Origin of the sequence: Enterobacter cloacae complex sp. FDA-CDC-AR_0132 (assembly GCF_003010695.1) — a bacterium.
Classification (GTDB): domain Bacteria; phylum Pseudomonadota; class Gammaproteobacteria; order Enterobacterales; family Enterobacteriaceae; genus Enterobacter; species Enterobacter ludwigii.
In genome coordinates this window covers 1279091-1298155 of sequence record NZ_CP027618.1, presented here as the reverse complement: position 1 = coordinate 1298155, position 19065 = coordinate 1279091, and the positions used below count along the sequence as shown (strand labels likewise).

Sequence of the window (19065 nt, the reverse complement as noted above, 5' to 3'; positions counted from 1 at the left end):
ATGAAACCAACGTTTTTGCGCTGGATAGCGATCGCCGCGCTGATGGCAGGCGGCACATTTAGCGTGGCGGCCAACCCGCCAGCGGCTCCGCCAGTCTCGTACGGCGTGGAGGAAGATGTTTTTCATCCCGTGCGGGCAACGCAGGGTATGGTGGCGTCGGTGGATGCGCTGGCAACGAAAGTGGGCGTCGATATTCTCCGTCAGGGCGGTAATGCGGTGGATGCGGCAGTCGCGGTGGGCTATGCGCTGGCGGTGACGCATCCGCAGGCGGGGAACCTGGGCGGCGGCGGCTTTATGATGCTGCGGACCAAAGACGGCAAAACCACCGCCATCGACTTCCGTGAGATGGCCCCAGGACAGGCTTCCCGCGATATGTTCCTTGACGATCAAGGCAACCCGGACAGCAAAAAATCCCTGACCTCGCATCTCGCCTCCGGTACGCCGGGCACCGTCGCAGGCTTCTCCCTGGCGCTGGAAAAATATGGCACCCTGCCGCTCAACAAAGTGGTACAGCCTGCGATTAAGCTCGCCCGCGAAGGTTTTGTGGTGAATGACGCCCTGGCTGACGATCTTAAAACCTATGGCAGCGAAGTGATTCCGAATCACGAAAACAGCAAGGCTATCTTCTGGAAAGACGGCGAACCGCTGAAGAAGGGCGATAAGCTGGTGCAAAAGAACCTGGCGAAAAGTCTGGAGCTGATCGCGGAGCACGGCCCGGATGCGTTCTACAAAGGGGCGATTGCCGACCAGATTGCCGAAGAGATGCAAAAGAACGGTGGGCTTATCACCAAAGCGGATCTCGCGGAGTACAAGGCCGTCGAGCGTGAGCCGATTCACGGAAGCTATCGCGGCTATGACGTTTTCTCGATGCCGCCGCCGTCTTCCGGCGGCATTCACATCGTGCAGATCCTCAACATTCTTGAAAACTTCGATATGCACAAGTTCGGCTTCGGCAGTGCGGATGCCATGCAGGTGATGGCAGAGGCGGAAAAACGCGCCTACGCCGACCGTTCAGAATACCTGGGCGACCCGGACTTCGTGAAGGTGCCGTGGCAGGCGCTGACCAATAAAGCCTATGCTAAATCGATTGCTGATGAGATTGACATCAACAAGGCCAAACCGTCGAGCGAGATCCGCCCGGGCAAGCTGGCACCGTATGAGAGCAACCAGACCACCCACTTCTCGGTGGTGGATAAAGACGGTAACGCGGTGGCGGTGACCTATACCCTCAACACCACCTTTGGTACAGGCATCGTGGCAGGCAACAGCGGGATTCTGCTCAATAACGAGATGGATGACTTCTCGGCCAAACCGGGCGTGCCGAACGTCTACGGACTGGTAGGCGGGGATGCGAATGCGGTCGGGCCGAAGAAGCGTCCGCTGTCGTCCATGTCGCCTACCATCGTGGTCAAAGACGGTAAAACCTGGCTGGTGACAGGCAGCCCTGGCGGCAGCCGTATTATCACCACGGTGCTGCAGATGGTGGTGAACAGCATTGACTTTGGAATGAATGTCGCCGAAGCGACGAACGCACCGCGTTTCCACCATCAGTGGCTGCCGGACGAGCTGCGTGTTGAGAAGGGCTTTAGTCCGGATACCATCAAGCTGCTGGAGCAGCGCGGACAGAAGGTGGCGCTGAAAGAGGCAATGGGCAGCACCCAGAGCATTATGGTCGGCCCGGACGGCACGCTGTTTGGGGCCTCGGATCCGCGTTCGGTGGATGATTTGACGGCGGGGTTCTGATTTTATTGCCCGGTAAGCGTCGCGTTACCGGGCAATTTATCACTTCAGCCGCGCCATGTAATACGCGTCCACATAGTCGCCGTTACGCAGGGCGAAGTTCCTGCCGGTCCCTTCGATTTCAAACCCAAACTTCTTATACAGCGCCAGTGCCGCTGGGTTATCCGCAAAAACCGTGAGCTCAATGCGTTCAATGCGCAACCAGTTGTCGCAGAGATTGACCATTTCGCGCATGAGCGCACGACCCACACCGCGTCCCTGTACATCAGCGGCCACGCTAATGCCGAACGTTGCAACGTGGCTGCGGCGGGGATTTTCCATCACATCGAGTGCCATATGGCCAACCACTCGCTGGTCAAGACAGGCGACGAGATGCCGTCTTCCCGGTTTCGTCGCGACCCGGTCATGCCACATATCCATTGAGGGATGGGGAAGTTGTAGCGTGTCGTGATACACCCCAGGATGCGACATAATGTCACGTAACGCTTCTGCATCGCGGGCTTCGATATGGCGTATCACAATCTCACTCATTCCTTCATCCTCAGTCAGTTAAACGTCCATTCCAACATCAGTGAGATTAAAATTTGAGTCAACTGCTAATTTTTGCAAAAAAGATTGGACAAGTGCGAATGAGAATGATTATTATTGCTCTGCGTTCAGGAAGACCCCTACGGGAACCTGAAAGCACGACATTGCTCACATTGCTTCCAGTATTACTTTAGCCAGCTTTTCGCTGGCTTTTTTTTGTCTTTTTTCGCCCGCTCCCCGTGGAAGAGAGCTGGGGTGAGGGCAAAACTTGCGCTATGGTTGCACTCAGTAACCTTAAAAAGGACTGAGCCATGACATTACATTGCGCATTTATTGGATTTGGCAAAAGCACCACGCGTTACCACCTTCCGTATGTTCTCAACCGCAAAGACAGCTGGCACGTTGCCCATATCTACCGGCGTCGCGCGAAGCCGGAAGAGCAGTCTCCCCAGTACTCCCATATTCATTTCACCAGCGATCTTGATGAGGTCCTCAACGATCCGCAGGTCAAACTGGTGATTGTCTGTACCCACGCTGACAGCCATTTCGAGTACGCAAAACGCGCGCTGGAGGCGGGCAAAAACGTGCTGGTGGAAAAGCCGTTTACCCCGACAATGACAGAGGCGAAAACGTTGTTTGACCTGGCGAAGCGCAAAGGGCTGACCGTCACGCCGTACCAAAACCGCCGCTTTGACAGCTGCTTCCTGACGGCAAAAAAAGTGATTGAGAGCGGTAAACTGGGTGACATCGTCGAGATTGAAAGCCACTTTGATTACTACCGTCCGGTAGTGGAAACGCATCCCGGCCTGCCGCAGGACGGCTCGTTCTATGGTCTCGGCGTGCACACCATGGACCAGGTAATCTCCCTGTTTGGCCGACCGGACCACGTGGCGTATGACATTCGCAGCCTGCGGAATAAAGCCAACCCGGACGATACCTTCGAAGCCCAGCTGTTTTACGGCGACCTGAAAGCCATCGTCAAAACCAGCCATCTGGTGAAAATTGACTATCCGAAATTTATTGTGCATGGCACCAGAGGCTCGTTTATTAAGTACGGTATCGACCAGCAGGAGACCAGCCTGAAGGCGAACATTATGCCCGGCGACCTGGGGTTTGCGGCGGATGACTCCGTGGGCGTGCTGGAGTACGTCAACGCAGAGGGCATCACCGTTAAAGAGGACGTGAAACCCGAAGCGGGTGACTATGGCCGCGTTTACGATGCGCTGTATGAGACCCTGACTAACGGTGCGCCCAATTACGTCAAGGAATCTGAAGTTATGACCAATCTCGAACTCCTTGAACGGGCCTTCGAACAGGCCTCTCCTGCCACGATAACCCTCGCCAGATAAGAAATTATGACTCCTCTTTGCTTGTTCTAAATTTTTGAACAGAGGAGTCAATTTTCACCCTCTATGATCCCAGGCCGTTTGCGTCCACACTTACTCCATCGAAACGAACTGAGGGTGAAACAATGATCTACTTACGCAAAGCAAACGAACGTGGTCACGCGAATCATGGCTGGCTGGACTCATGGCATTCATTCTCGTTTGCTGACTACTACGACCCGAACTTTATGGGCTTCTCCGCACTGCGCGTCATTAACGATGACGTGATTGATGCAGGCCAGGGCTTCGGTACCCACCCGCACAAAGACATGGAAATCCTGACGTATGTGCTGGAAGGGGCGGTTGAGCACCAGGACAGCATGGGCAACAAAGAGCAGGTTCCGGCGGGCGAGTTCCAGATTATGAGTGCGGGTACCGGGGTGCGTCACTCTGAATACAACCCAAGCAAAACGGAAAAACTGCACCTGTATCAAATCTGGATCATTCCGGAAGAAACCGGCATCACCCCGCGCTACGAACAGCGCCGCTTTGATGCTAAACAGGGCAAACAGCTGGTGCTCTCTCCGGATGCGCGTGACGGTTCGCTGAAAGTGCACCAGGATATGGAACTGTACCGCTGGGCGCTGGCAAAAGACGAACAGTCTGTCCATCAGATTGCCGCTAACCGCCGCGTCTGGATCCAGGTGGTGAAAGGCGAGGTGTCTATTAACGGCACGAAAGCCACCACGGCGGATGGTCTGGCAATCTGGGATGAGCAGGCACTGTCCGTGCATGCCGACAGTGAAAGCGAAATTCTGCTGTTTGATCTGCCACCGGTGTAATAAATCATAAATAAATGCCCATCCTTCCCTTTGACAGGGGAAGGATGGGCTTTGTCCGTGATAAACTGAGCAAATCTATCACTTACGATTTCTCAGGACGATGAAAAAGAAACGCCCCGTACTTCAGGATGTAGCCGATCGCGTCGGTGTGACCAAAATGACGGTCAGCCGGTTTTTACGTAACCCGGAACAGGTTTCCGTGGCGTTGCGTGGCAAGATTGCCGCTGCCCTCGATGAACTGGGGTATATCCCTAACCGCGCCCCCGATATTCTTTCGAATGCGACCAGCCGCGCGGTTGGCGTCCTCCTGCCTTCCTTAACCAACCAGGTTTTTGCCGAAGTGTTGCGCGGCATTGAAAGCGTGACCGATGCCTTTGGCTATCAGACCATGCTCGCTCACTATGGGTACAAGCCGGAACTGGAAGAAGAACGTCTTGAGTCCATGCTCTCCTGGAACATCGACGGCCTGATTTTAACCGAACGTACTCACACCCCCCGTACGCTAAAAATGATTGAAGTGGCAGGCATTCCGGTGGTGGAGCTGATGGACAGCCAGTCGCCGTGTCTCGATATTGCGGTGGGCTTTGATAACTTCGAAGCGGCGCGCCAGATGACGGCGGCCATCATTGCCCGCGGCCATCGCCATATTGCCTACCTGGGTGCACGTCTGGATGAACGTACTATCATCAAACAGAAGGGATACGAGCAGGCAATGCTCGACGCCGGTTTAACACCGTACAGCGTGATGGTTGAGCAGTCTTCATCCTATACGTCGGGTATTGAGCTGATGCGTCAGGCACGACGCGAGTATCCGCAACTGGACGGTATTTTCTGTACCAACGATGACCTTGCGGTCGGTGCAGCGTTCGAATGCCAGCGTCTGGGGCTGAAGATCCCCGAAGATATGGCGATTGCCGGTTTCCACGGCCACGACATCGGCCAGGTGATGGAACCCCGTCTGGCGAGCGTCCTGACACCGCGTGAACGTATGGGCCGTATTGGCGCAGAACGCCTGCTGGCGCGCATACGTGGCGAGACGGTGACGCCGAAAATGTTAGATTTAGGTTTCACCTTGTCACCGGGTGGATCTATTTAAGCTGACAAATTTGAAGTGGGTCACACTTATTCACTTCGCGCACGTTTGGATATTGCTTCTCTTTTGCCCCAGCAGGACAATGTTACCGATAACTGTTACCCGTAACAATTGACTGAGGGACACCCTTTGAGCACGACTAATCATGATCACCACGTTTACGTCCTGATGGGCGTTTCCGGTAGCGGTAAATCTGCCGTGGCCAGCGAAGTGGCGCATCAACTTCATGCGGCGTTTCTTGATGGCGACTTCCTCCATCCGCGCAGCAATATCATGAAAATGGCCTCCGGCGAGCCGCTGAACGATGACGACCGCAAACCGTGGTTGCAGGCGCTGAATGACGCCGCGTTCGCGATGCAGCGTACCAACAAGGTCTCCCTGATCGTCTGCTCCGCGCTGAAAAAAACCTACCGCGACCTGCTGCGTGACGGCAACCCGAACCTCTCTTTCATCTACCTGAAAGGCGATTTCGAGGTGATTGAGAGCCGTCTGAAGGCGCGTAAAGGCCACTTCTTCAAAACCCAGATGCTGGTGACGCAGTTCGAAGCGTTGCAGGAGCCGGGCGACGATGAGAAAGACGTCTTAGTGGTTGATATCGATCAGTCACTGGAGGGTGTTGTTGCCAGCACCATCGAGGTCATTAATAAAAGGCAGTAAGTTTTGAGTACATTAACGCTAGTTTTAACAGCAGTTGGTTCCGTATTGCTGCTGCTGTTTTTAGTGATGAAAGCGCGTATGCATGCTTTCGTTGCCTTAATGGTGGTGTCTATTGGTGCAGGTCTCTTTTCCGGTATGCCGCTCGATAAGATCGCAGCGACGATGGAAAAAGGGATGGGAGGCACGCTGGGTTTCCTGGCCATTGTGGTCGCGCTGGGCGCGATGTTTGGCAAGATCCTGCATGAGACGGGCGCAGTCGACCAGATTGCCGTCAAAATGCTCAAATCCTTCGGACACAGCCGTGCGCACTACGCGATTGGCCTCGCCGGTCTGATTTGTGCGCTGCCGCTGTTCTTCGAAGTGGCCGTGGTGCTGCTGATTAGCGTGGCGTTCTCGATGGCTCGCCATACCGGCACTAACCTCGTGAAGCTGGTGATTCCGCTGTTTGCGGGCGTGGCGGCTGCGGCGGCGTTCCTGCTGCCTGGGCCTGCGCCGATGCTGCTGGCTTCTCAGATGCACGCCGATTTTGGCTGGATGATCCTGATTGGTCTGTGTGCAGCGATCCCGGGAATGATTATTGCCGGCCCGCTGTGGGGCAACTTCATCAGTCGTTACGTTGAGCTTCACATTCCGGATGACGTCACCGAGCCGCACCTTGGCGAAGGCAAAATGCCGTCCTTCGGCTTCAGCCTGGCGCTGATCCTGCTGCCGCTGGTGCTGGTGGGGCTGAAAACCATCGCCGCGCGTTTCGTGCCGGTGGGGTCTACTGCGTACGAATGGTTTGAGTTTATCGGCCACCCGTTCACCGCGATCCTGGTGGCGTGTCTGGTGGCGATGTACGGCCTGGCGATGCGTCAGGGCATGCCGAAAGACAAAGTGATGGAAATCTGCGGCCATGCGCTGCAGCCTGCGGGTATCATTCTGCTGGTGATCGGTGCCGGTGGCGTGTTCAAACAGGTGCTGGTGGATTCCGGCGTGGGTCCGGCGCTGGGCGAAGCCCTGACCGGCATGGGGCTGCCCATTGCGGTGACCTGTTTCGTACTGGCTGCGGCGGTGCGTATCATCCAGGGCTCTGCGACGGTGGCATGTTTAACCGCCGTGGGTCTGGTGATGCCGGTGATTGAACAGCTTAACTACTCCGGTGCCCAGATGGCCGCGCTCTCAATCTGCATTGCGGGCGGTTCGATTGTGGTGTCACACGTCAACGACGCCGGCTTCTGGCTGTTCGGTAAATTTACCGGTGCGACCGAAGCGCAAACCCTGAAAACCTGGACGCTGATGGAAACCATCCTCGGCACGACGGGTGCCATTGTCGGGATGATTGCGTTTACGCTGCTGAGTTAAACCCGGCTAAAAGCAAAAGGACAACGTGAGTTGTCCTTTTTTGTTTTTACCTAGCCCTTCATCCACGCGCGGATCCCGTCCAGGAACATCTGCGTCGCCATCATCACCAGAATCAACCCCATCAGGCGCTCCAGCGCGTTTACGCCTTTCTCACCCAGCAGGCGCAGGAACAACGACGACTGCAGCAGAATGATAAACGTCCCGCCCCAGGCAATCAGCAAGGCAATCACCAGATGGCTCATCTGATTGGGGTACTGATGCGACAGCAGCATCAGCGTTGCCAGAATCGTCGGTCCGGCGACAAGGGGAATCGCCAGCGGCACAATAAACGGCTCTTCCCCCGCGGGCAGGCCGCTGCTGCTGCCTTCAGCGCTCGGGAAAATCATCTTAATCGCTATCAGGAACAGGATAATCCCACCGGAAATCGAAACCGTTTCGGCACGCAGATTCAGGAAGGCGAGGATTTTCTCACCGGCAAACAGGAAGATGAACATCACCAGCAGCGCGATAAGCAGCTCGCGGATCATGATCGCCCGACGGCGTTTGGGTTCGGTGTGCTTCAGCACCGACATGAAGATAGGCAGGTTGCCCAGAGGATCCATTATCAGGATCAATAAAACCGCCGCGGATATGATTTCACTCATTAAAATTATCCCTGAAACTCTCTATGGTTATTATGATGATTAGCGCTATTTCTGATTGGCGGGCCATCATCGATTAATTTCGCTTGCGACTTTGGCAGCATTTTGTAATGTGAAGCATATCCCAGTTGAATACTGGTTTGCACAATCAGCACACACCCTCTGCAGGAAAAAAATGCTATGAAAAACGTTGGTTTTATCGGCTGGCGCGGTATGGTCGGCTCTGTTCTCATGCAACGCATGGTTGAAGAGCGCGATTTTGACGCCATCCGCCCGGTCTTCTTCTCCACTTCCCAGCTCGGCCAGGCTGCACCTTCTTTTGGCGGCAGCACCGGTACGTTGCAGGATGCTTTCGATCTGGAAGCGCTGAAGGCACTCGACATTATTGTCACTTGCCAGGGCGGCGATTATACCAACGAAATTTATCCAAAGCTGCGTGAAAGCGGCTGGCAGGGCTACTGGATTGATGCGGCGTCTTCACTGCGCATGAAAGACGATGCCATCATCATTCTCGACCCGGTCAACCAGGACGTCATCACCGACGGCCTGAACAACGGCGTAAAAACCTTTGTCGGCGGTAACTGCACCGTCAGCCTGATGCTGATGTCCCTCGGCGGCCTGTTCGCGCAGGACCTGGTGGAGTGGGTCTCCGTGGCGACTTACCAGGCCGCGTCCGGCGGCGGTGCGCGCCATATGCGCGAGCTGCTGACGCAGATGGGCCAGTTGCACCACAGCGTTGCGACCGAGCTGGCAAACCCGGCCTCCGCTATTCTCGATATCGAGCGTAAAGTCACCGAGCTGACCCGCAGCGGCGAGCTGCCGGTGGATAATTTTGGTGTACCGCTGGCCGGTGGTCTGATCCCGTGGATCGACAAACAGCTGGATAACGGCCAGACCCGCGAAGAGTGGAAAGGTCAGGCTGAGACCAACAAAATACTCAATACCGCGAACACCATTCCAGTTGACGGTCTGTGCGTACGTATCGGCGCGCTGCGCTGCCACAGCCAGGCCTTCACGATTAAACTGAAAAAAGATGTGTCGATTCCGACCGTGGAAGAGCTGCTGGCTGCACACAACCCGTGGGCGAAAGTGGTTCCAAACGATCGCGACATCACCATGCGTGAATTGACCCCGGCTGCCGTCACCGGCACGCTGACCACCCCGGTGGGTCGTCTGCGTAAGCTGAACATGGGGCCGGAGTTCCTTTCTGCATTCACCGTCGGCGACCAGCTTCTGTGGGGCGCAGCCGAGCCGCTGCGTCGCATGCTGCGCCAGCTGGCGTAATAATTTGTTAAACCCCGGGGGGTGATTTTCACCCCCTTTTCCGCGTACTACATGGAGTAAAACGCATATGTCTTATTTTTTATCAGGAGTCATTTAGAGCGTTGGCTATGCTTTAAGGAAGAGTTATTTCTTACCTGAGGTTAGGACGGGGCTGAGAGGATGCCCGTTCAGGTCACATTAAAGTCGTCCCAGGCGCTAAAAAAGGACGACATAAAAAACAGGATGAATACCATGTCCGATCGTGTGGATAGAGACGTGATTAATGCGCTTATTGCGGGTCATTTTGCCGACCCCTTTTCCGTACTGGGGATGCACCGTACCGAGGCCGGGCTGGAAGTCCGGGCACTGTTACCGGATGCCACAGAAGTGTGGGTTATCGAACCCAAAACCGGCCGCAAGGTCGGCAATCTGGAATGCCTCGATTCTCGTGGCTTCTTTTCGGGCGTAATGCCCCGTCGTAAAAACCCTTTTCGTTATCAGCTTGCCGTTATCTGGCATGGTCAGCAAAATCTCATCGATGATCCCTACAGTTTTGGGCCTCTTTTACAGGAGATGGACGCGTGGCTGCTGTCTGAAGGTACCCACCTGCGACCTTATGAAACGCTGGGTGCCCATGCCGATACGATGGATGGCATCACCGGCACGCGGTTTGCCGTGTGGGCGCCTAACGCCCAGCGAGTCTCCGTTGTCGGCCAGTTCAACTACTGGGATGGCCGTCGTCACCCGATGCGTCTGCGCCGTGAAAGCGGTATCTGGGAGCTGTTTATCCCCGGCGCGCACAACGGCCAGCTGTATAAATTCGAGATGATCGATGCGCACGGCAAGCTGCGTATTAAGTCCGACCCGTACGCCTTCGAAGCGCAAATGCGTCCGGAAACCGCGTCAATGATTTGCGGCCTGCCGGAAAAAGTTGTCCAGAGTGAAGAACGCAAGCAGGCCAACCGCTTTGATGCGCCAATTTCCGTCTACGAAGTGCATCTCGGTTCCTGGCGTCGCCATACCGATAATAACTTCTGGCTCAGCTACCGGGAGCTTGCCGACCAGCTGGTTCCGTACGCGAAATGGATGGGCTTTACCCATCTTGAGTTGCTGCCAATTAATGAACACCCGTTCGACGGAAGCTGGGGTTATCAGCCGACCGGGATGTATGCCCCGACGCGTCGCTTCGGCACGCGCGATGACTTCCGCTATTTTATCAATGCCGCGCACGCCGCCGGGTTAAACGTGATCCTCGACTGGGTGCCGGGCCATTTCCCGTCCGATGATTTTAGTCTTTCAGAGTTTGACGGCACTAAGCTGTACGAGCACAGCGACCCGCGCGAAGGCTATCACCAGGACTGGAACACGCTGATCTACAACTACGGTCGTCGTGAAGTGGCAAACTACCTCGTGGGCAATGCGCTGTACTGGATTGAGCGCTTTGGCATTGATGCCCTGCGCGTTGATGCCGTGGCGTCGATGATCTACCGCGACTACAGCCGCAAAGAAGGCGAGTGGATCCCGAACGAGTATGGCGGCCGTGAAAACCTGGAAGCGATTGAGTTTCTGCGCAACACCAACCGTATTATCGGCGAGCAGGTAGACGGTGCGGTGACGATGGCGGAAGAGTCCACCGACTTCCCTGGCGTCTCCCGTCCACCGTCAACCGGCGGACTGGGGTTCTGGTACAAATGGAACCTGGGGTGGATGCACGACACGCTCGACTACATGAAGCTGGATCCCGTCTACCGCCAGTATCACCATGACAAGCTCACCTTCGGGCTGCTCTACAACTACACCGAGAACTTCATGCTGCCGCTGTCGCATGACGAAGTGGTGCATGGCAAAAAATCCATTCTCGACCGCATGCCGGGCGATGCATGGCAGAAGTTCGCCAACCTGCGCGCCTACTACGGCTGGATGTTCGCCTTCCCGGGTAAAAAACTGCTGTTTATGGGCAATGAGTTCGCCCAGGGGCGCGAGTGGAACCACGACACCAGCCTCGACTGGCATCTGCTGGAAGGGGGCGACAACTGGCACCACGGCGTACAGCGTCTGGTGCGGGACCTTAACCTGACCTACCGTCACCACAAAGCCCTGCATGAGCTTGATTTTGACCCGTACGGTTTCGAGTGGCTGGTGGTGGATGACCATGAGCGCTCGGTGTTTGTCTTTGTGCGGCGGGATAAAGCCGGCAACGAAATTATCGTCGCCAGCAACTTTACCCCTGTACCGCGCCATCATTATCGCTTCGGGATTAACCAGGCCGGCAAGTGGCGTGAAATCCTGAATACCGATTCCACGCACTACCACGGCAGCAATGCCGGTAACGGTGGTCTGGTGCAAAGCGATGCCATTGAAAGCCACGGGCGACCGAATTCCCTGAGCCTTACGCTACCGCCGCTCAGTACCATCTGGCTGATCCGGGAGGGGGAATGACCCAGCTTACGGCAGGTAAACCCGAACCGCTCGGGGCACATTTTGATGGAAAGGGGGTGAATTTCACGCTCTTTTCTGCCCATGCGGAGCGGGTTGAACTGTGCGTATTTGACGGCGAGGGTAATGAACATCGTTACGACCTGCCGTCTCGCACAGGAGATACCTGGCACGGCTACCTGGCCGGGGGACGGCCAGGAATGCACTACGGCTATCGCGTACACGGCCCGTGGGCACCTGCGCAGGGGCACTGGTTTAACCCGGCGAAGCTGCTGATCGATCCGTGTGCGCACCGCGTGGATGGCGAGTTTAAAGACGACCCTATTTTCCATGTCGGCTACGGTGAACCCGACCACCGCGACAGCGCCCCCGTGGCGCCTAAAAGCGTGGTGGTGAACGATCTCTACGACTGGGAAGACGATGCCCCACCGCGCACGCCGTGGGGCAACACCGTTATCTACGAGGCGCATGTTAAAGGGCTGACGTATCTGCATCCGTCAATCCCGAAAGAGATGCGCGGCACCTACCAGGCGCTCGGTCATCCGACCATGATTGCCTACCTCAAGCACCTCGGGATCACGGCCCTGGAGCTGTTGCCCGTCGCGCATTTTGCCAGTGAACCTCGTCTGCAGCGGCTGGGGCTCAGTAACTACTGGGGCTACAACCCGCTGGCGATGTTTGCGCTCGAACCCCGCTATGCCACTCATCCGGACAAGGCGCGGGACGAGTTTCGTGATGCGGTAAAGGCGCTTCATGCGGCAGGCATTGAGGTCATTCTGGACGTGGTACTGAACCACAGTGCGGAAAGCGATCTCGATGGACCGACGCTCTCCATGCGCGGAATTGATAACCGTAGCTATTATTGGATCAGGGACGATGGCGATTACTTCAACTGGACCGGTTGCGGTAACACGCTCAATCTCAGCCACCCGGCGGTCATGCATTTCGCGTATGAATGCCTGAAGTACTGGGTGGACACGTTCCACGTCGACGGTTTTCGTTTTGATCTGGCACCTGTTATGGGGCGTACGCCGGCCTTCAGTCAGCAGGCGCCGCTGTTTGAAGCGATCAAAAATTGTCCGGTGCTGTCACAGGTGAAGCTCATTGCCGAGCCGTGGGACATCGGTGAAGGGGGTTATCAGGTCGGGAATTTCCCGCCCCTGTTTGCCGAGTGGAACGATCACTATCGCGATGCCGCGCGCCGCTTCTGGCTGGAACGGAATCTGTCGCTGGGGGAGTTCGCCGGACGCTTTGCCGGGTCCAGCGATCTTTTTAAGCGCGATGGCAAACGACCGTCTGCGACGATCAACCTGCTGACGGCGCACGACGGTTTTACGCTCCGGGACTGCGTTTGTTTCAATCAGAAACACAATGAAGCGAACGGCGAGGAGAATCGCGATGGCACTAACAATAACCATAGCTTCAATCATGGTATAGAAGGGTTAGGCGGAAGCCTTGATGTTATCGAGCGGCGACGCGCCAGCGTGCATGCGCTGCTGACAACGCTGTTATTGTCGCAGGGCACGCCGATGCTGCTGGCAGGCGATGAACATGGTCACAGTCAGCATGGTAACAACAATGCGTATTGCCAGGACAACACGTTGACCTGGCTCGACTGGGGTGAAGCGAACAGCGGGTTGATTCACTTTACCGCTGCGCTGATCCATCTTCGCCAGCAAATTCCCGCGCTCACCGCCGATCGCTGGTGGGAAGAGGGCGACGGTAATGTCCGCTGGCTGAATCAAGACGCGCAACCCTTAAGCGCGCAAGAGTGGCAACACGGCGTACCACGCCTGCAAATCCTGCTTTCGGAGAGGTGGCTGGTCACGCTGAACGCGACGGATGACGTCGCTGAGATTGTTTTACCTGACGGGGAATGGCGCGCTGTTCCCCCATTTGCCGGAGCGGATAATCCGGTAGTAATGGCTGTCTGGCACGGGCCTGCGCACGGAGTGTGCGTATTCCAAAGATGATAAAAAAGGAGTTAGTCATGGTTAGATTAGAGAAGAACGATCCCTTAATGTTGGCACGCCAGCTACCATTAAAAACTGTTGCCCTGATACTCGCAGGCGGGCGTGGTACTCGTCTGAAAGATTTGACCATCAAACGCGCCAAACCTGCCGTCCACTTTGGTGGTAAGTTCCGTATTATCGACTTTGCGCTCTCCAACTGCCTGAACTCAGGCATTCGCCGCATTGGCGTCATTACGCAGTATCAGTCGCATACTCTGGTGCAGCACATCCAGCGCGGCTGGTCATTCTTCAGTGAAGAGATGAATGAGTTTGTCGATCTTCTGCCTGCCCAGCAGCGCGTTCACGGTGAGAACTGGTATCGCGGGACGGCGGATGCGGTGACGCAAAACCTCGACATTATTCGCCGTTATAACGCGGAATACATCGTGATCCTCGCGGGCGATCATATCTACAAGCAAGACTACTCCCACATGCTGATCGACCACGTCGAAAAAGGGGCGCGTTGCACCGTGGCATGCCTGCCCGTGCCTGTTGCTGAGGCGACGGCATTTGGGGTGATGCACGTCGACGCCGACGACAAGATTATCGATTTTGTCGAAAAACCGGCGAACCCACCGACAATGCCTGGGGACGATACCAAATCGCTCGCCAGCATGGGGATCTATGTCTTTGATGCCGATTATCTTTACGCGCTGCTGGAAGAAGACGACAAAGACGAAAACTCCAGCCACGACTTCGGCAAAGACATCATTCCGAAAATTACCAAAGCTGGCATGGCGTATGCACATCCCTTCCCGTTGTCCTGCGTGCAGTCTGATCCGAATGCTGAACCTTACTGGCGCGACGTCGGAACACTGGAGGCCTACTGGAAGGCAAACCTCGATCTCGCGTCGGTGACGCCTGAACTGGATATGTACGACCAGAACTGGCCAATCCGTACCCACATGGAATCGCTGCCGCCGGCGAAATTCGTTCAGGACCGCTCCGGCAGTCACGGCATGACGCTGAACTCGCTGGTGTCCGGCGGATGCATTATCTCGGGGTCGGTGGTGGTGCAGTCGGTGCTGTTCCCCCGCGTGCGCGTGAACTCATTCTGTAATATCGATTCGGCGGTGCTGCTGCCGGATGTCTGGGTCGGACGCTCATGCCGTCTGCGCCGTTGCGTTATCGACCGTGCCTGCGTCATACCTGAAGGCATGGTGATTGGTGAAAATGCGGAAGAAGACGCGCGTCGTTTCTACCGTTCGGAAGAGGGGATCGTGTTAGTAACACGGGAAATGTTGCGGAAGCTGCAGGTCAAACAGGAGCGATAATGCAGGTTTTACATGTATGTTCTGAGATGTTCCCGTTGTTAAAAACGGGCGGTCTGGCGGATGTTCTTGGCGCATTGCCTGCGGCGCAAATCGCCGGGGGTGTAGATACCCGAGTTCTGTTGCCCGCTTTTCCGGATATCCGGCGTGGTATTCCAGATGCAAAGGTGGTCACTCGTCGTGAAACCTTCGCCGGACGCATCACCCTGCTGTTTGGACATTACAATGGCGTAGGCATTTACCTGATTGATGCGCCGCATTTATACGATCGACCGGGTAGCCCGTATCACGATACGAACCTGTTCGCCTATACCGACAACGTGCTGCGTTTCGCACTGCTCGGCTGGGTCGGTGCTGAAATGGCAACCGGGCTGGATCCGTTCTGGCGCCCGAATGTGGTACACGCTCACGACTGGCACGCCGGGCTTGCACCGGCGTATCTGGCGGCGCGCGGCCACCCGGCGAAATCGGTCTTTACCGTTCACAACCTGGCGTATCAGGGCATGTACTATGCCCATCACATGAATGACATCGATCTGCCATGGTCGTTCTATAACATGCACGGGCTGGAGTTTAACGGGCAGATTTCGTTCCTGAAAGCCGGCATCTACTACGCCGATCACATTACGGCCGTGAGCCCGACCTACGCCCGGGAAATTACCCAGCCGGAGTTTGGTAACGGTCTGGAAGGGCTGCTGCGACAGCGCCATCGTGAGGGCCGCCTGTCGGGGATCCTCAACGGCGTTGATGAGCAGATCTGGAATCCGGAGACCGATCTTCTGCTGGCGGCACGCTATGGCCGCGATTCCGTGGAAGACAAAGCGGAAAACAAACGCCAGCTGCAGATTGCGATGGGGCTGAAGGTGAACGATAAAGTGCCGCTGTTCGCCGTCGTCAGCCGTCTGACCAGCCAGAAAGGGCTGGATTTAGTGCTGGAGGCGCTGCCGGGCTTACTGGAGCAGGGGGGGCAACTGGCGCTGCTCGGTGCCGGCGACCCGGTGCTGCAGGAAGGTTTCCTTGCGGCAGCGGCGGAGCACCCCGGGCAGGTAGGGGTGCAGATTGGCTATCACGAAGCGTTTTCGCACCGGATTATGGGCGGTGCTGACGTCATTCTGGTGCCGAGTCGTTTCGAACCGTGTGGCCTGACGCAGCTCTATGGCCTGAAATACGGCACGCTGCCGCTGGTACGTCGTACCGGCGGGCTGGCGGATACCGTATCGGACAGTTCTCTGGAAAACCTTGCGGACGGTATCGCCAGCGGGTTTGTCTTTGAGGACAGTAATGCCTGGTCGCTGCTGCGGGCGATTCGGCGTGCTTTCGTCTTGTGGTCCCGTCCATCTCTGTGGCGTTACGTTCAGCGTCAGGCGATGTCTCTGGACTTTGGCTGGCACGTTGCGGCGCAGTCATACCGCGACCTTTATCAACGCTTGATGTAACGAGGCGAAGTTACTGATATGAATGCTCCTTTTAGCTATTCTTCACCCACGCTCAGCGTTGAGGCGTTAAAGCACTCTATCGCCTATAAGCTGATGTTCACCATCGGGAAAGACCCGGTCATCGCCAACAAACACGAGTGGCTGAACGCCACGCTGTTTGCCGTGCGTGACCGCTTAGTGGAACGCTGGCTGCGCTCTAACCGCGCCCAGCTTTCGCAGGAAACGCGGCAGGTTTATTACCTGTCGATGGAATTTTTGATTGGCCGCACGCTGTCCAATGCGTTGTTGTCGCTCGGTATCTATGACGACGTCAAAACCGCACTGGAAGAGATGGGGTTAGATTTAGAAGAGCTCATTGACGAAGAGAACGACCCGGGCCTCGGTAACGGTGGCCTGGGGCGCCTGGCCGCCTGTTTCCTGGACTCGCTGGCGACGCTGGCCCTGCCGGGCCGCGGCTACGGGATTCGCTACGACTACGGCATGTTCAAGCAGAACATTGTGGAAGGCCGACAGAAAGAGTCTCCGGACTACTGGCTTGAGTACGGCAACCCGTGGGAATTCAAACGACACAACACGCGCTACAAAGTGCGCTTTGGTGGCCGTATTCAGCAGGAAGGAAAAAAATCCCGCTGGGTTGAGACGGAAGAGATCCTGGCCGTGGCCTATGACCAGATTATCCCCGGCTACGACACCGATGCCACCAACACCCTGCGCCTGTGGAGCGCCCAGGCCAGTAGCGAAATCAACCTCGGTAAATTCAACCAGGGCGACTATTTTGCGGCGGTGGAAGATAAAAACCACTCTGAAAACGTCTCCCGCGTGCTTTATCCGGACGACTCGACCTATTCCGGACGCGAACTGCGACTGCGTCAGGAGTATTTCCTTGTGTCCGCGACGATTCAGGACATCCTGAGCCGTCACTATCAGCTGCACAAAACCTACAGTAACCTGGCGGAAAAAACCGCCATTCACCTCAACGACACCCACCCGGTACTTTCGATCCCCGAGCTCATGCGTCTGCTGATCGACGAGCACAAATTCAGCTGGGATGATGCGTTTGAAGTGACCTGCCAGGTCTTCTCGTACACCAACCACACCCTGATGAGCGAAGCGCTGGAAACCTGGCCGGTCGACATGCTCGGTAAAATTTTGCCGCGCCATCTGCAGATTATCTTTGAGATTAACGACTACTTCCTGAAGACGCTGCAGGAGCAGTATCCGAACGATACTGGCCTGCTGAGCCGGGCTTCAATCATTGATGAATCCAACGGTCGCCGCGTGCGTATGGCCTGGCTGGCGGTGGTGATCAGCCACAAGGTGAACGGGGTTTCCGGACTGCACTCGAACCTGATGGTGCAGTCGCTGTTTGCTGATTTCGCGAAGATCTTCCCGACGCGTTTTTGCAACGTGACGAACGGTGTTACCCCGCGTCGCTGGCTGGCGCTGGCTAACCAGCCGCTCTCCGACGTCCTGGACGAACATATTGGCCGCACCTGGCGTACCGATTTGAGTCAGCTGGGCGAGCTTGAACAGCACCTGGATTTCCCGGCGGTGAACAAAGCCGTGCGTGAAGCCAAGCTTCTGAACAAGAAGCGGCTGTCGGTGTATCTTGCGCTGCACCTGAACGTGGTGGCCAACCCGAAAGCGTTGTTTGATGTGCAAATCAAGCGTATCCATGAGTACAAGCGACAGCTTATGAACGTGCTGCACGTCATCACGCACTACAATCGCATCAAAGCCGACCCAACGGCCGACTGGGTGCCACGGGTGAAAATCTTTGCCGGTAAGGCGGCGTCGGCATACTACATGGCGAAGCACATTATTCATCTCATCAATGATGTGGCGAAGGTGGTCAACAACGATCCGGATATCGGTGACAAGCTGAAGGTGGTCTTTGTCCCGAACTACAGTGTGAGTCTGGCGCAGTTGATCATTCCGGCGGCGGACCTGTCTGAGCAGATTTCCACGGCCGGTACGGAAGCCTCCGGCACCAGTAATATGAAGTTTGCCCTGAATGGCGCACTGACCATCGGTACGCTGGATGGCGCGAACGTTGAGATGCTGGAACATGTCGGGGCAGAAAATATCTTTATCTTCGGTAACACGACGGAGGAGGTGGAGGCGCTTCGCAGGAAGGGCTACTCGCCGCGCGAGTACTACGAAGAAGATGAAGAGCTGCGCCAGGTGTTGACGCAAATCGCCACCGGCGTGTTTAACCCTGAAGAGCCGAGCCGCTATCGCGATCTGGTCGATTCACTGATTAACTTTGGTGACCACTATCAGGTTCTGGCGGATTACCGCAGCTATGTCGACTGCCAGGACAACGTGGACGAGTTGTACCGTCAGCAGGAGAAGTGGACCAGCGCCGCGATGCATAACATCGCCAATATGGGGTATTTCTCATCAGACCGTACTATCAAAGAATATGCTGAAACTATCTGGCATATCGATCCCGTACGGTTATAAAAAAACAGAGC

General features: G+C 56.1%; 14 protein-coding genes. 12 read left to right on the top strand and 2 right to left on the bottom strand.

Annotated features, from left to right (window positions below):
- Entirely contained in the window at positions 1–1743 is a 1743-nt protein-coding gene (ggt, locus tag AM379_RS06365) for a gamma-glutamyltransferase (RefSeq protein ID WP_032679738.1), read from the top strand.
- A gap of 39 nt (positions 1744–1782) precedes the next feature.
- On the opposite strand, the gene yhhY is transcribed toward ggt, so the two are convergent.
- Positions 1783–2271, bottom strand: a complete 489-nt coding sequence (gene yhhY / locus AM379_RS06360; protein ID WP_014171992.1) for an N-acetyltransferase — start codon at positions 2269–2271, stop codon at positions 1783–1785.
- A gap of 308 nt (positions 2272–2579) precedes the next feature.
- Between yhhY and AM379_RS06355 the strand changes: the two genes are divergently transcribed.
- The 5 genes from AM379_RS06355 to gntU all read left to right on the top strand — a co-directional run bounded on the left by AM379_RS06355 (position 2580) and on the right by gntU (position 7529).
- Positions 2580–3617 carry an oxidoreductase gene (locus AM379_RS06355; protein ID WP_106503542.1) on the top strand — a complete coding sequence of 346 codons (1038 nt, stop codon included), beginning with the start codon at positions 2580–2582 and terminating at the stop codon, positions 3615–3617.
- A gap of 122 nt (positions 3618–3739) precedes the next feature.
- Complete coding sequence (locus AM379_RS06350; protein WP_014171990.1) at positions 3740–4435, top strand: pirin family protein; 696 nt, start codon at positions 3740–3742, stop codon at positions 4433–4435.
- A gap of 100 nt (positions 4436–4535) precedes the next feature.
- Positions 4536–5531: a gluconate operon transcriptional repressor GntR gene (gene gntR / locus AM379_RS06345; RefSeq protein WP_014171989.1), complete on the top strand. Its 996-nt coding sequence runs from the start codon at positions 4536–4538 to the stop codon at positions 5529–5531.
- Positions 5532–5657: 126 nt separating this feature from the next.
- On the top strand, positions 5658–6185 hold the full coding sequence (gene gntK, locus AM379_RS06340; protein ID WP_020884556.1) for a gluconokinase: 528 nt from the start codon (positions 5658–5660) through the stop codon (positions 6183–6185).
- Between the two features lie 3 nt (positions 6186–6188).
- Positions 6189–7529 carry a gluconate transporter gene (gntU, locus tag AM379_RS06335; protein ID WP_014171987.1) on the top strand — a complete coding sequence of 447 codons (1341 nt, stop codon included), beginning with the start codon at positions 6189–6191 and terminating at the stop codon, positions 7527–7529.
- A 50-nt stretch (positions 7530–7579) separates the two neighbouring features.
- On the opposite strand, the gene yhgN is transcribed toward gntU, so the two are convergent.
- Complete coding sequence (gene yhgN, locus AM379_RS06330; protein WP_003861574.1) at positions 7580–8173, bottom strand: NAAT family transporter YhgN; 594 nt, start codon at positions 8171–8173, stop codon at positions 7580–7582.
- Positions 8174–8350: 177 nt separating this feature from the next.
- On the opposite strand from yhgN, the gene asd reads away from it, so the two are divergent.
- The 6 genes from asd to glgP all read left to right on the top strand — a co-directional run bounded on the left by asd (position 8351) and on the right by glgP (position 19054).
- A complete protein-coding gene (gene asd, locus AM379_RS06325; RefSeq protein ID WP_014171986.1) occupies positions 8351–9454 on the top strand; it encodes an aspartate-semialdehyde dehydrogenase in 1104 nt (367 codons plus the stop codon).
- 231 nt (positions 9455–9685) lie between these two features.
- Positions 9686–11872: a 1,4-alpha-glucan branching enzyme gene (gene glgB / locus AM379_RS06320; protein WP_047954779.1), complete on the top strand. Its 2187-nt coding sequence runs from the start codon at positions 9686–9688 to the stop codon at positions 11870–11872.
- Positions 11869–13842, top strand: a complete 1974-nt coding sequence (glgX, locus tag AM379_RS06315) for a glycogen debranching protein GlgX (RefSeq protein WP_106503541.1) — start codon at positions 11869–11871, stop codon at positions 13840–13842. Before glgB ends, glgX begins: the two co-directional genes overlap by 4 nt.
- A 17-nt stretch (positions 13843–13859) precedes the next feature.
- On the top strand, positions 13860–15155 hold the full coding sequence (glgC, locus tag AM379_RS06310; RefSeq protein ID WP_020884559.1) for a glucose-1-phosphate adenylyltransferase: 1296 nt from the start codon (positions 13860–13862) through the stop codon (positions 15153–15155).
- The gene (glgA, locus tag AM379_RS06305) at positions 15155–16588 is read left to right on the top strand and encodes a glycogen synthase GlgA (protein WP_014171982.1); all 1434 of its coding nucleotides are present in this window, start codon (positions 15155–15157) and stop codon (positions 16586–16588) included. Before glgC ends, glgA begins: the two co-directional genes overlap by 1 nt.
- Before the next feature lie 18 nt (positions 16589–16606).
- Positions 16607–19054, top strand: a complete 2448-nt coding sequence (gene glgP, locus AM379_RS06300) for a glycogen phosphorylase (protein ID WP_014171981.1) — start codon at positions 16607–16609, stop codon at positions 19052–19054.
- Positions 19055–19065 lie beyond the last annotated feature (11 nt).